The 12,813-nt window shown below is 64.4% G+C and carries 10 protein-coding genes; 5 read left to right on the forward strand and 5 right to left on the reverse strand.

Features of this window, described 5'->3' with window-relative positions:
- Positions 1 to 43: 43 nt before the first annotated feature.
- The 3 genes from BM279_RS18000 (at position 44) to BM279_RS18010 (ending at position 5,013) form a co-directional block, all read left to right on the forward strand.
- A complete protein-coding gene (locus tag BM279_RS18000; RefSeq protein ID WP_093505959.1) occupies positions 44 to 493 on the forward strand; it encodes a MarR family winged helix-turn-helix transcriptional regulator in 450 nt (149 codons plus the stop codon).
- Between the two features lie 489 nt (positions 494 to 982).
- Complete coding sequence (locus BM279_RS18005) at positions 983 to 1,477, forward strand: (2Fe-2S)-binding protein (protein WP_093505961.1); 495 nt, start codon at positions 983 to 985, stop codon at positions 1,475 to 1,477.
- A complete protein-coding gene (locus BM279_RS18010; protein WP_093505964.1) occupies positions 1,468 to 5,013 on the forward strand; it encodes a molybdopterin cofactor-binding domain-containing protein in 3,546 nt (1,181 codons plus the stop codon). Before BM279_RS18005 ends, BM279_RS18010 begins: the two co-directional genes overlap by 10 nt.
- Before the next feature lie 15 nt (positions 5,014 to 5,028).
- On the opposite strand, the gene BM279_RS18015 is transcribed toward BM279_RS18010, so the two are convergent.
- Positions 5,029 to 5,682 carry a TetR/AcrR family transcriptional regulator gene (locus BM279_RS18015; protein ID WP_093505966.1) on the reverse strand — a complete coding sequence of 218 codons (654 nt, stop codon included), beginning with the start codon at positions 5,680 to 5,682 and terminating at the stop codon, positions 5,029 to 5,031.
- 234 nt (positions 5,683 to 5,916) lie between these two features.
- Between BM279_RS18015 and BM279_RS18020 the strand changes: the two genes are divergently transcribed.
- Complete coding sequence (locus tag BM279_RS18020; RefSeq protein ID WP_093505968.1) at positions 5,917 to 6,621, forward strand: SDR family oxidoreductase; 705 nt, start codon at positions 5,917 to 5,919, stop codon at positions 6,619 to 6,621.
- Between the two features lie 111 nt (positions 6,622 to 6,732).
- Here BM279_RS18020 and BM279_RS18025 read toward each other — a convergent pair whose 3' ends face one another.
- The 3 genes from BM279_RS18025 to BM279_RS18035 form a co-directional block, all read right to left on the reverse strand.
- Positions 6,733 to 7,209, reverse strand: a complete 477-nt coding sequence (locus BM279_RS18025; protein WP_013790358.1) for a nuclear transport factor 2 family protein — start codon at positions 7,207 to 7,209, stop codon at positions 6,733 to 6,735.
- Positions 7,210 to 7,270: 61 nt separating this feature from the next.
- Entirely contained in the window at positions 7,271 to 7,840 is a 570-nt protein-coding gene (locus BM279_RS18030) for a TetR/AcrR family transcriptional regulator (protein WP_093506241.1), read from the reverse strand.
- Positions 7,841 to 7,959: 119 nt separating this feature from the next.
- Positions 7,960 to 8,862 carry a LysR family transcriptional regulator gene (locus tag BM279_RS18035; protein ID WP_093505970.1) on the reverse strand — a complete coding sequence of 301 codons (903 nt, stop codon included), beginning with the start codon at positions 8,860 to 8,862 and terminating at the stop codon, positions 7,960 to 7,962.
- A gap of 110 nt (positions 8,863 to 8,972) precedes the next feature.
- On the opposite strand from BM279_RS18035, the gene BM279_RS18040 reads away from it, so the two are divergent.
- Positions 8,973 to 10,070 carry an AbrB family transcriptional regulator gene (locus BM279_RS18040; RefSeq protein ID WP_093505972.1) on the forward strand — a complete coding sequence of 366 codons (1,098 nt, stop codon included), beginning with the start codon at positions 8,973 to 8,975 and terminating at the stop codon, positions 10,068 to 10,070.
- Between the two features lie 48 nt (positions 10,071 to 10,118).
- Here the strand turns inward: BM279_RS18040 and BM279_RS18045 are convergent, their stop codons facing one another.
- Complete coding sequence (locus BM279_RS18045) at positions 10,119 to 12,728, reverse strand: ATP-binding protein (RefSeq protein WP_244154186.1); 2,610 nt, start codon at positions 12,726 to 12,728, stop codon at positions 10,119 to 10,121.
- Positions 12,729 to 12,813: the final 85 nt, after the last annotated feature.

Consider the following 12,813-nt stretch of genomic DNA (forward strand, 5'->3'; position numbering starts at 1 on the left):
GCGGTTATACTCGGCGCCCAGCGCCTGTCAGCGAAGTTTTCCCATGTCGATCGACGATTCGTCCGCCACCACCTACCAGGTCACCGAACAGATCGGCCACTTGCTGCGCAAGGCTTACCAGCGCCATACCGCGATCTTCCAGCAGAACGCCTGCGACGCCCAACTCACCTCCATCCAGTTCGTCACCCTGTGCGCCCTGCGCGACCATGGCCCCAGCTCCCAAGCCGAGCTGATCAAGGCCACGGCGGTCGACCAGGCCACCATCCGCGGCATCGTCGATCGCCTCAAGGCACGCGACCTGGTCGCCCTGTCGCCGGACCCCAGCGACAAGCGCAAGGTCATCGTCGAGCTCACCGCCGCCGGCAGCGCACTGCTCGCCGACATGATCCCCTGCGCCCAGCAGATCAGCGAGCTGACCATGGGCAGCCTCAACCCGGGCGAACGCATCGCCATCCTCTACCTGCTGCGCAAGATGAACGACAGCGGCGAGTAGGGCCGCAGTCCACCCACGCCCCCGCTGGTGAGACAATAGTGAGGCGGTGGCGTCCATTCGATTTTGTGGGCTGAAGCGGATCGCCGCCCGCCCCACCCTACATCCGCGCACCTTCGGGTAGGGTGGGCTTCAGCCCACCAATTGGCGCGCCGTCGCCCCGCAACCGTAACAATCAACTGGCAGCCCTTAGGACGGACCGGAACGCCGGCCGTTCCGCCGGCCCATGCCCGCGATTCGTGCGCATGGCGCACTCCCACAAATGCCGGTCAACCGCAGCTCCCTCCACCCTGCAGACATTGCATCCAAGATCCTCCTCGGAGTCGCGGGCAGCTAGCTGGTGGCAATAATCCCCGATTTACCCAAATCACTCGCCCTGGCCCATTCCTTGCGTACCCAAAAGCATATTTCATGAAGTAAGCACTTAACGAACAAAACGCCTGTTTCCTGGGTACTGCGGTAACGCTGGAAATTGGCCAGAAAAGGCGGCCCATGGAAAAGACCCTGACCCTGCAGGTGAACGGACAGACGGTGCAGCTCGACGCTGAGCCGCAGACGCCGCTGCTCTACATCCTGCGCAACGACCTGGCCCTCAATGGCCCCAAGTACGGCTGCGGCCTTGGCGAATGTGGCGCCTGCACGGTAATCATCGATGGCCGTGCCACCCGCTCGTGCGTATTTCCCGTCGGCGGCGCCACAGGCCGCAGCGTGACCACGCTGGAAGGTCTCGGCAGTCGGCAATGCCCTGATCCGGTGCAGCAAGCCTTCATCACCGAACAGGCAGCGCAATGCGGCTACTGCCTCAACGGCATGATCATGACCATCAAGGCCCTGCTGCTGCGCGATCCCAACCCCAGCGACGAACAACTGCGCCGCGAGCTGTCGGCAAACCTGTGCCGCTGCGGCACCCACGTCGAAATCATGCGCGCTGCCCTGCGCGCCGCTGGCCGCCCGGCCGCCCCGCACGGAGACACCCCATGCAGCTGACCCTCGAGCAATGGCTGGCCCAGCCCGACGTATTGCTGGTCGTCGACACCATCCAGCCGCCTTCCGGGCCCATGCCCAAGGGCCAGAGCGCCACGCTCAAGCCCAAGGAGCTGGGCCTGTTCCTGGCCATCACCGGGGCCGGCAAGGTGTACGCCTTCAATGGGCACGTGGACCTGGGTACCGGTATTCGTACCTCCCTGGCGCAGATCGTCGCCGAAGAGCTGTATCTGCCGCTGGACCAGGTCGAGATGGTGCTGGGCGATACCGAGCGTGCGCCCAACCAGGGCGCCACCATCGCCAGCGCGACCATCCAGATCAGCGCCGTACCCTTGCGCAACGCCGCCGCCGAAGCCCGCCGTCATCTAAGGCAGCAGGCCAGCGAGCGCTGGCAGACCCCAGGTGAACAGCTGACCCTCGAGGACGGTGTGTTCACCCACCCCGATGGCCGCCAGCTGGTTTTCGGTGAGCTGATCACCGGCGGGCATGTTCGCCTGCAGATCAGCGGTGACGCACCGCTCAAGCCTGACAGCGAATACCGCCTGGTCGGTCAGGGCGCGGCGCGGGTGGATATCCCGGCCAAGGCCACCGGCGAACTCACCTACGTGCATGACATGCGCCTGCCCGGCATGCTCCACGGTCGCGTGATCCGCCCGCCCTACGCCGGTTACGACAGCGGCGATTTCGTCGGCAACAGCCTGCTGGCGGTGGATGAAAGCTCCATCGCCGACCTTCCCGGGATCGTCGCCGTGGTGGTGATCCGCGACTTCGTCGGTGTGGTCGCCGAGCGCGAGGAGCAAGCCATCCGCGCCGCCCAGCAACTGCGCATCGAGTGGAAACCCTGGCAGCAGCAATTGCCCGACCTGCGTGATGTCGCCCAGGCCATTCGCGACAACCCGCGCATCGCCCGTACCGTGCTGGACAAGGGCGACGTCGAGCAGGCCCTGAAGGATGCCGACCAACGCCTCACCCGCACCTACCTGTGGCCCTACCAGCTGCACGCGTCGATCGGTCCTTCCTGCGCCCTGGCCGATTACGGCGAGCAACATTCGCGGGTCTGGTCCGGCACGCAGAACCCGCACCTGCTGCGTGCCGATCTGGCCTGGCTGCTGGAGTGCGACGAGCGCCGTATCGAGATCATCCGCATGGAGGCCTCGGGCTGCTATGGCCGCAACTGTGCCGACGACGTCTGCGCCGATGCCCTGCTGCTGTCGCGCGCCGTGGGCAAACCGGTGCGCGTGCAGCTGACCCGCGAACAGGAACACGTGTGGGAGCCCAAGGGCACCGCGCAACTGATGGAAGTGGACGGCGGCCTGAACGCCGATGGCAGCATCAGCGCCTATGATTTCCAGACCAGCTACCCGTCCAACGGTGCGCCCACCCTGGCCCTGCTGCTGACCGGCCGGGTCGAACCGCTGCCGATGATGTTCGAAATGGGCGACCGCACCTCGATACCGCCCTACGACTACGAACACATGCGCGTGACTATCAACGACATGGCGCCGCTGGTGCGTGCCTCGTGGATGCGCGGCGTCTCGGCGCTGCCCAACAGCTTCGCCCATGAGTCGTATATCGACGAGCTGGCCTTTGCCGCCGGCATTGACCCCGTTCAGTACCGCCTGCAGCATCTGGAAGATCCCAGAGCCCGCGAGCTGATCGAAGCCACCGCCAAGCGCGCCGACTGGCAACCCCACACCCAGCCGCAGCAGACCCCGCCCGAGGGTGACGTGTTGCGCGGTCGCGGCTTCGCTTACGCACGCTACATCCACAGCAAGTTTCCCGGCTTCGGCGCGGCCTGGGCAGCCTGGGTCGCCGACGTGGCGGTGGACAAGCGTACCGGCGAGGTTGCGGTGACCCGCGTGGTGATCGGCCACGACGCCGGCATGATGATCAACCCCGACGGAGTGCGCCATCAGATTCACGGCAACGTGGTGCAATCCACCAGCCGGGTGCTCAAGGAGCAGGTGCAATTCGAGGAGTCCAGGGTCGCCAGCAGCGAATGGGGCACCTATCCGATCCTCACTTTCCCGGAGGTGCCGGCCATCGACGTGATGATGATGCCGCGCCAGAGCGAACCACCCATGGGCAGTGGCGAGTCAGCCTCGGTGCCCAGCGCCGCCGCCATCGCCAACGCGATCTATGACGCCACCGGCCTGCGCTTTCGCGAACTGCCGATCACCGCCGAACGGGTAAGAGCGGCTCTCAATGGCCACTCACCGAGTGAAGACGCACCCACCACTACAACCGGCAAGAAACGCAGCAAATGGTGGCTGGGCGGCCTGGCCGGTGTGTTCGGTACCGCACTGGGGCTGTTCGCCACCGCCATGCCCTGGCGCGCCGAAATCGCCCCGGTGGCGCCCGCGGCGTCAGGCACCTGGTCCGCCGCGACGTTGGAGCGTGGCCGCTTGCTGGCCGCGGCTGGCGATTGCGCCGTTTGCCACACGGCAGCGGATGGCGCGACCAACGCCGGCGGCCTGGCCATGGATACGCCGTTCGGCACGCTGTACAGCACCAACATCACCCCGGACCGGGAAACCGGTATCGGCACCTGGTCGTTCGGCGCCTTCGAGCGCGCCATGCGCGAAGGCATCAGCCGCGACGGTCGTCATCTCTACCCGGCGTTCCCCTATACGGCCTTTCGCAACATCAGCGACCCCGACATGCAGGCGCTCTATGCCTACCTGATGTCCCAGGATCCGGTGAAGCAGTCCGCTCCCGCCAACCAGATGAGCTTCCCGTTCAACATCCGCCCGCTGATGGCCGGCTGGAACACGCTGTTTCTCGGCCGCGGCGAATACCAGGCCGACACCAGCCGCTCCGAGCAGTGGAACCGTGGCGCCTATCTGGTCAACGGCCTGGGCCACTGCGCCGCCTGCCACTCGCCGCGCAACCTGCTGGGCGCGGAGAAAACCGGTAAATCCTTTCTGGCTGGCGGCGTGGTCGATGGCTGGGAAGCGCCAGCCCTGAATGCCCTGAGCAGCAGTGGCGTGCCCTGGACGGAAGCCGAGCTGAGCGAGTACCTGAGCAGCGGCTTCTCCAGCCAGCATGGCGTGGCCGCCGGGCCCATGGGGCCGGTGGTCAGCGAACTGGCAACCTTGCCGAAAAGCGATGTGGAGGCCATCGCCCACTATCTGGTGTCACTGGATAGCGGCGCCAGCGCAACCACCAAAGCGACCGCCGCCACGGACGTCGACACCCTTTCCCTCAACCGTGGCCAGCGGATCTTCGAGGGTGCCTGCCAGGCCTGTCACAGTGACGGCAACGGACCCCAGCTGTTCGGCGTCAGCCCGTCGATGGCGGTCAACAGCAACGTGCATAGTGCCGTCCCGGACAACTTGCTGAATGTCATTCTGCATGGCATCGACAAGCCGGCCACGCCTGATCTGGGCTACATGCCGGCGTTCAAGGACAACCTCAGCGACCGCCAGGTGGCGGACCTGGCCGGTTACCTGCGCCAGCACTTCGCCGGCGAGCAACCGGCCTGGAAAAACCTGCCGGAGAGGGTCGCCCATGTGCGCGCCAACCCGGGAAGCCACTGACGCTACCAGCGCGAGCTAGGCGCCCTCGCCCCCTCGCGCCAGCCCGCGCAGCACCAGGTCGGAAATGAAGCCCAGCCAGTTGTGCTTTTCACTCGGCGACGCCAGCGCGTCGTCGAGAAAGCAGCTCAGGGTGTGCAGGTTCGAATTATAGAAGTAGCAGAGCGAGGCGATCATCAGATACACGTGGCGGATGTCGATGTCCTCACGAAACAGCCCCTGTTCCTGCCCTGCCCTGACGATCGGTTCGAGCATCCCCACGGCAGTCCCGGACAACGCCCGCAGGTTGCTCGACTTGCGGGCATGGACGCCTTGCAGCAGGTTTTCGGTTCCCAGGATGGTGATGAACTCGGGGTGCTTGAGGTAGTAATTCCAGGTGAAGGCGACCAGATCGCGGATCGCCTGCCGGGGCTGCGCCAGATCGAAGCGCTGGCGCGCCTCGGCGCGGTTGAACTGGGCGTAGATATGCTCCAGCACGCTGACGAACAGTTCGTCCTTGCTGCCGAAATAGTAATAGATCATCCGCTCGTTGCACTGCGCCTGGCTGGCGATCTGCTCGGTTCGCGCACCGGCATAGCCCTGGCGACTGAACACCTTGACCGCCGCCTTGAGAATGGACGTGCGCGTGCGGTCTGCCTGAGCAGCTCGGGTACCAGCCCCAGGCTTTTGCATGATCAACTCCACCCTCCAAGACGATGGCGAAGTATGGAACATCGACCGCGCGATACCAATTGGCAGTCACCTCCAAAGACATCCAGCCTGAAGCAGCAGATCGTGGCGATGGCGAATCAGACTACCGATAGCAAATCTACTGGTTAGACGAAGCCAGGCTAGCTCCCTCGCAAGCCGGTCGGCTGCTAGTGTGGATCTATCTGCACTACCGCAGTTTCATCCCTGGGAGGCAGCATGCCTGAAGAAAAAGTTGCGATCATCACTGCAGCGGGCAGTGGCATGGGCGCTGCCGTCGCCAAGCGTCTGGCGGCGGACGGTTTCAAAGTCGGTATTCTTTCGTCATCAGGCAAGGGCGAAGCCCTGGCCAACGAGCTGGGCGGTCTCGGTGTGACGGGGAGCAACCAGGCGGTCGAGGATCTCCAGCGCCTGGTCGATGCCGTGGTCGCCAAATGGGGTCGCATCGATGTGCTGGTGAACAGTGCAGGCCACGGCCCGCGCAAGCCCATCCTGGAGCTTACCGATGAAGACTGGCAGCAAGGCATGGAAACCTACTTTCTGAATGCCGTGCGCCCGGCGCGCCTGGTCACGCCGATCATGCAGAAACAGCAGGACGGGGTGATCATCAACATTTCCTCCGCATGGACGTTCGAGCCCAGCGACCTGTTCCCGACCTCGGCTGTGTTCCGTGCAGGCCTCGCCTCGTTCAGCAAGGTATTCGCCGACACCTATGCCAAGGACAACATTCGCATCAACAACGTGTTGCCCGGCTGGATCGACAGCCTTCCGGCCACCGAAGAGCGGCGCCAGGGTGTGCCGCTCCAGCGCTACGGCACCAGCGACGAGGTGGCTGCCACCGTCGCGTTTCTGGCAAGCACCGGCGCGGCTTATATCACCGGGCAGAACATCAGGGTTGATGGCGGAGTCACCCGCAGCGTCTGAGCCTGACAGACCACTCTCGCAGCGGAGCGAATCACCGTGCAATTCGCAGCTGTAAAAAAGCCCCCAACCGGCACTGCCGTTGGGGGCTTTTTCTATCCGACGAGCCCGCGCTTACAGGCCCAGCTCGGTCAGGCCTGGGTGATCGTCCGGGCGGCGGCCGAGCGGCCAGTGGAACTTGCGCTCGCTTTCCTTGATGGGCATGTCGTTGATGCAGGCGAAACGGCGGTGCATCAGGCCATCGGCCTCGAACTCCCAGTTTTCGTTGCCGTAGGAGCGGAACCAGTTACCCGAATCGTCGTGCCATTCGTAGGCGTAGCGTACGGCGATGCGGTTGTCGGTGAAGGCCCACAACTCCTTGATCAGACGATAATCCAGCTCCTTCTTCCATTTGCGGGTGAGAAAGCCCTTGGCTTCTTCACGGTTGGTGGCGAACTCGGCGCGGTTACGCCATTTGGTGTCCAGCGTGTAGGCCAGCGAGACTTTTTCGGCATCGCGGCTGTTCCAGCCATCTTCGGCGAGTCGCACTTTCTCGATGGCGGTTTCGCGGGTGAAAGGAGGAAGTGGCGGGCGAGTTTGGGCATCGGACATGGTAGTGCCTCCAGGCAACGTGGATAGATCGGTCGGGGTAGCGTCTTTGAAGCTCAGGCCGTCAGGGCGAGGCCTGTTTTAACAACAGCTGCGCAACGTCCCTTGCGCTGTCGGCGGCGCTGTAATCACCCATCACACGTGCCATGGTGATTGCGCCCTCGATCAATACCAGCAACTGCCTGGCCAACGCCTGCGGCTGCTCGATATCCAGTTGCTCGGTCAACTCGAGCGTGTAATCCAGCAACTTCTGTTTGTGCAGCTTGGCGAGCTGGCGGATGGGGTCATCGGGGTCGCCCACCTCCCCTGCCGTGTTGATGAACGCACAACCGCAGAAACCCTCGGATTCGAACCAGCCCTTGAGCACGGTGAACATGCTCAGGATGCGCGCCTGGGGTGTATCCGCCTTGTCGCACTCGGTTCTGAACCAGTACATCCAGCGGATATCGCGGGCTTTCAGCGCAGCTTCGGCCACTTCGTCCTTGGTTACGAAGTAGCGGTAAATACTTTTCCGGGCGACGCCTGAGGTTCTCACCAGAAGGTCCATGCCGGTGGCATGGATGCCGTTCTGATAGATAAGCTGCTCGGCGGTGGCCAGGATCTTTTCGCGTGTATCGGTCGTAGTCTTGTTCATGGCCCAAAGGTAGAACGATCGTTCTCCCTCGTCAAGCATCAGCTGAAAACTCTTTTTCGCGCAGCGGATAGCGGCCGCCAAAAGACCTTGGCAACGGCGCTTGCCTATTCGACCGTCGCTCAGTCGCCACTGAAGAACTGACGGCCATTTTCACGCAGCATCGAGACCAGGGTAGCCGCCGCCGACGGCAGATAGCCCTCTGCTCGGACCGTCACCGCTACGGTTCGCTGCATGGTGGTTTCCGGCAACTGCACTTCCCGTAGCCGGTTCATGCCCTGGCTGAACTGCAGCGTCTCCCTGGCCAGAAAGCTCAGCAGGTTGGTGCGGGCGATCAGCCTGGGAAGCATGGAGATGGTGTTGGTCTCGATCTGCACTACGGGTGCGGCCAACTTGTGGGCGGCGAACACGTTGTCCACCCAACGCCGAGACGAAACCGCTGGCGACGGCAATATCCAGCGGTAGCGGGTCAGATCGGCAAGGCCGTAGGGCGCGGCGAAAATCGGATGATCGACGCTGGCCACCACCACCGCTTCATCCTGCAGGATCGGGTAGGTGACGAACTGCGGATCCTCGGCATGCAATGGGCTGATGATTGCATCCAATTGCCCGGATTTCAGCGAGTTTTTCAACACGTCGTCCTGCGCGATCGACAGGCTGAGCCGCACCTCGGGAGCGCGCTCCAGCAACGAAGCCGCCAACTGCGGCAGCAGATACTCGGCCATGCTGGCTGCGCACCCCAGGCGCACGTTGCCGATCAGGCCGTTGGCAAGGTCCCGCACCTCGCGCTGTGTCTCGGAAACGCTCATCTGCAGTTGTTTGCTTCTGATCAGCAGCAGCTCGCCCACCTCGGTCAGCTTGATGCCCCGCCCCTCACGTTGGAACAGCCGCGCACCCAGTGACTCCTCGAGCCGCTGGATGCTCTTGGTCAGGGCCGGCTGGCTGCGATTGAGCTTGTCGGCAGCCCGGCCCAGATGGCCAATTTCGGCGATAGCTTCGAAATAACCGAGGTCACGCAGATCCATAATTCATTCACAAAAGTTATCGTTTAAGAAAAATTAGAAAATAGACGTGATGAATTGGCCTGTCGATAATTTGCATCAAAGCGTTCACGCGCGTGATTTACAGGATGCCCATGTCAGCGCCCAATCCCCCTCTCACATCGTCCGGCCAGGCACTGCGCTGGCTCGCTCTGAGCCTCAGCGCCGCGGTTGCCGGGCAAGCCCTGCATGCCGTCGAGGTGCCGGCGGGCCTATTTCTGGGCCCCATGCTGGTGGCCATCGTGTTCGGTGTGTGTGGTGCGGGGCTGCGCCTGCACAAGAACGTCTTCCGGTTTGGCCAGGGCTGCGTTGGGCTGCTGGTCGCCCATACCATGACCTGGTCGGTGCTGATGTCGCTGGCGACCTCCTGGCACATCATGCTGCTGGCGACGGTGCTGACGGTCTGCCTGAGTGCGCTGGTGGGCCTGGGTACCGTGCGGTTCGGCGGCATCCCCGGCCATACCGCCGCCTGGGGAACTGCGCCCGGCGCGGCATCGGCGATGGTTGCCATGGCCGAAGATTACGGCGCCGACTCGCGTCTGGTGGCCACCATGCAGTACGTACGAGTGGTGTGCGTGGTGATGGTAGGCGCGCTGGTCAGCCACCTGCTGGGCGCGACGACCGGGGTGAGCCAGGCCATCGCCAACGCAGCAGTGGCGAGCCATGGGAACTTGGTGCTGGGTATCGGCGTGATCCTGGCCGGCGTTGCAGCCGGTGCGTTTCTGCCCGCCGGGGCGCTGCTGGTGCCCTTGCTGCTCGGCGCCGCACTGCAGCTGGCCGGCCTTCTGACCATCACCCTGCCCAGCGAGCTGCTGGCGTTCGGCTATGGAGCCATCGGCTGCTACATCGGCTTGCGCTTCGATCGCGAAACCCTGCGCTACGTCTGGCGGCGCCTGCCATCGATGATCATCGGCGCCCTGGTGCTGATCATGCTCTGCGCCGGGCTCGCCGGGCTGCTCGCTGCGCTGACCGGAGCGGACTTCCTGTCGATGTACCTGGCGACCAGTCCCGGCGGGTTGGATGCAATGGCGATCATCGCGGTGGAAACCCACTCCGACGCGGGCCTGGTCCTGGCCATGCAAACGCTGAGATTGTTCGGTGTGATCCTCACCGGGGCATTCTTGGCCAGGCAGATCATTCGTTTGACGGCACCAGCAGCCCCAAGGCAGGAAGAACGGGACAGGCCGGTCTGACTGGCAGTGATACGCCCCTGCCGTCACGTGGCAGTGCGAGCCGCTGGCTCAGGGCGCCACGGCTTGCGCCTCGGGCGCCTCCTCCCATGACTCGCCGCGCAGCCGAGCCAGGCTCGCCGCCAGCTCGCTCTTGCGAAACGGTTTGGTGAGCCGCGGCAGTTCCGGGTCGAGACCTTCGCGTTCGGCATAGCCGGACACCAGCAGGATGTCGATGCCAGGGCGCGAGGCGCGCACCAGCCGGGCCAGGTCGGTGCCGTTGATGCCGGGCATCAGGTGGTCGGTAACCAACAGGTCGAAAGGCTCGCCACTGGCCACCCGCTGCATGGCTTCCTCGCCGCAGCCAGCCTCGATCACCCGATACCCCAGCTCGGCCAGCATGTACGAGGTGCTGGTGCGCACCAGTTCCTCGTCATCGACCAGCAGCGCAGTGCCGCGGGTCAGTCCCGGTTCGACGACCTCGACCAGGCGCAGCGCAGCGGCTGGCTCGGCGAGGCTGCGCGGCAGCCACAGTTCCACACTGGTGCCGAGCCCAGGCGCGCTCTGGATGGTCAGCGCGCCATTCAATTGCGAGGCCAGCCCATGCACCATGGAAAGGCCCAGGCCGGTGCCCTTGCCCACACCCTTGGTGGAAAAGAACGGCTCCACCGCGCGGGCCAGGGTTGCCGCCTCCATACCCGTGCCGGTATCGGCGACGCACAGGCACAGATACTCGCCCGCTGGCAGTTTGCAGCGGTGGCCGTCGTCGACAGTCGCCAGGCTCACCGAGATACGGATGGTGCCGCCCTCGAGCATGGCGTCGCGGGCGTTCACCGAAAGATTGAGCAGCGCCATCTCCAGCTGGTTCTGATCGGCGATGGCCGCAGGCAGATTGTCCGGCGCGTCGACGATCACCCGGATCTGCGGCCCGGTGGTGCTGGCCAGCAGGTCGCCCATATCGCTGACCAGCTTGGCCACATCGACCGGCACAGTCTGCAGCGGTTGCCGACGCGCAAAGGCCAGCAGCCGCTGCACCAGCGTTGTGGCACGCTCGGCGGACTGCATGGCGCCAGAGATCAGCCGCTGCTCGCGCTCGCCGCCCACACCGCGGCGCTGAAGCATGTCCAGCGTGCCGACGATAGGCGTTAGCAGGTTATTGAAGTCATGGGCAACACCGCCGGTGAGCTGACCCATGGCCTCCATCTTCTGGCTCTGGCGCAGCGCTTTCTGGACTTCCTCACGCTCGGCGATGGCCGCGGTGACGCGCTTTTCCAAGGTGTCGTTAAGCTCGCGCAGCTCCTCCTCGGCCACCTTGCGGGCGGTAATGTCGATGGCGGTGCCGGTCACTCGCAAACACTTGCCCGCGGCGTCGAACACGCCCCGCCCCTTGGCCGCAACCCAACGCACGATGCCATCTTCGCGGCCAATGGTGCGGTAGTCGACCTCATAAAGTGCGCGTCGGTCGGGGTCGGCTGCAGCGGTGAAGGCGGCAATCGTCGCTTCACGATCATCGGGGTGCAAGCCGTCATAGAAGTCCTGCAGGGTGACATCCACATGGGGCGAGATGCCGAACATCGTCTTGGTCTGCACCGGCCAGACCAGCGTGTTGTCCACGAAATCCACATCCCAGAAACCCACATCGGCATGGTCGACGGCCAGGCGCAAACGTGCCTCGCTGATACGAATCGCCGAATCCGCGCGGGTGCGATGCACGAGCAGCCCCACGGTGTGCACCACGAAGTCGATGATCTCGGTATCAGCCGCCAGCGGCTCGCGGCACTTGGGGTGATAGAGCACGAAGGCCCCGAGCAGCGCAGCCTGTGCCGAGCGGATCGGGATCGAACAGCAGATGTGCAGCCCATGCCTGCCGGCCAGCTCACGCAAGGCGGCCCAATCAGGGTCGCCACCGATATCAGCCGCGGCGGTGATGGTGCTCGGGGCAATGGCGATGCCTTTGGCGGCCTCTTTGTAGGCGCGGGGAAGGCTCGGCCCCGCGCAATGCTCCAGGTGCTCGCCACCCTCGTTGAGCAGCAGGATGCCGCCCAGAAAACCCGATACGGACAACGCGTCCACTTCGTGGACGACGCCGTCGAGCGTGTCACTGAGCGCCGTTTCCGCGACTGCCAGCTCCAGAATGCGGTGCTGCGCAGCGCCGATGGCCGTCTCGCGATTGCGCGCCTGGGTCAGGCGCGCGTTTTCGATGGCGATGGTCGCCAGCCGTGCCAGGCTTTCCAACCGCGCGATGGTATCGGGATGATGGTCACGCACATCGCCCCAGTAAGCGCCAAGTGCCGCGACAGGTGCAGGCCGGCCGATGGGCACCATCACCAGGCTGCGCACGAAGGTTGCCGTATAGGCCGTTTGCGGAACGCGCGTATCGTCGCGCACATCGCGGATCGCCACCGTCTCACGGTTAAGCATCGACCAACCGGAAACACACGCATCGCTCGCGAATTCCTGGCCCTGCCAAAGTGGTGAAGCCGCATCCTCGGCGACATAGGCGCAGCGCCCCTGCTGCTCGATGATCACAGCAATGCCCTCGGCGCCCACCGTGGCCCGCGCGGTATCACGCAGGATGGCAACCACCTCGTCCAGCGAAGCCGCCATCGCCAGCCGCTCGCTGGCACTGAGCACATGAGACAGGCGGTCATCGGCGGTGAGATCCATCGGAACGGTCAGCAAATGGATCTCCCAACGGCTACGGCTCGTGGACCGCAGACTGGTTTGTGTGAAGGTGGAATGAGGAGTGGTGGCGTGGCCTGCTGAG

Origin of the sequence: Phytopseudomonas straminea (assembly GCF_900112645.1) — a bacterium.
In the GTDB taxonomy this organism is placed as follows: Bacteria; Pseudomonadota; Gammaproteobacteria; order Pseudomonadales; family Pseudomonadaceae; genus Aquipseudomonas; species Aquipseudomonas straminea.

Bases quoted from the DNA above. Each gene is read 5' to 3' on its own strand.
- BM279_RS18000 (WP_093505959.1), top strand. From the start codon at position 44: ATGTCGATCGACGATTCGTCCGCCACCACCTACCAGGTCACCGAACAG.
- BM279_RS18005 (WP_093505961.1), top strand. From the start codon at position 983: ATGGAAAAGACCCTGACCCTGCAGGTGAACGGACAGACGGTGCAGCTC.
- BM279_RS18010 (WP_093505964.1), top strand. From the start codon at position 1,468: ATGCAGCTGACCCTCGAGCAATGGCTGGCCCAGCCCGACGTATTGCTG.
- BM279_RS18015 (WP_093505966.1), bottom strand. From the start codon at position 5,682: ATGCAAAAGCCTGGGGCTGGTACCCGAGCTGCTCAGGCAGACCGCACG.
- BM279_RS18020 (WP_093505968.1), top strand. From the start codon at position 5,917: ATGCCTGAAGAAAAAGTTGCGATCATCACTGCAGCGGGCAGTGGCATG.
- BM279_RS18025 (WP_013790358.1), bottom strand. From the start codon at position 7,209: ATGTCCGATGCCCAAACTCGCCCGCCACTTCCTCCTTTCACCCGCGAA.
- BM279_RS18030 (WP_093506241.1), bottom strand. From the start codon at position 7,840: ATGAACAAGACTACGACCGATACACGCGAAAAGATCCTGGCCACCGCC.
- BM279_RS18035 (WP_093505970.1), bottom strand. From the start codon at position 8,862: ATGGATCTGCGTGACCTCGGTTATTTCGAAGCTATCGCCGAAATTGGC.
- BM279_RS18040 (WP_093505972.1), top strand. From the start codon at position 8,973: ATGTCAGCGCCCAATCCCCCTCTCACATCGTCCGGCCAGGCACTGCGC.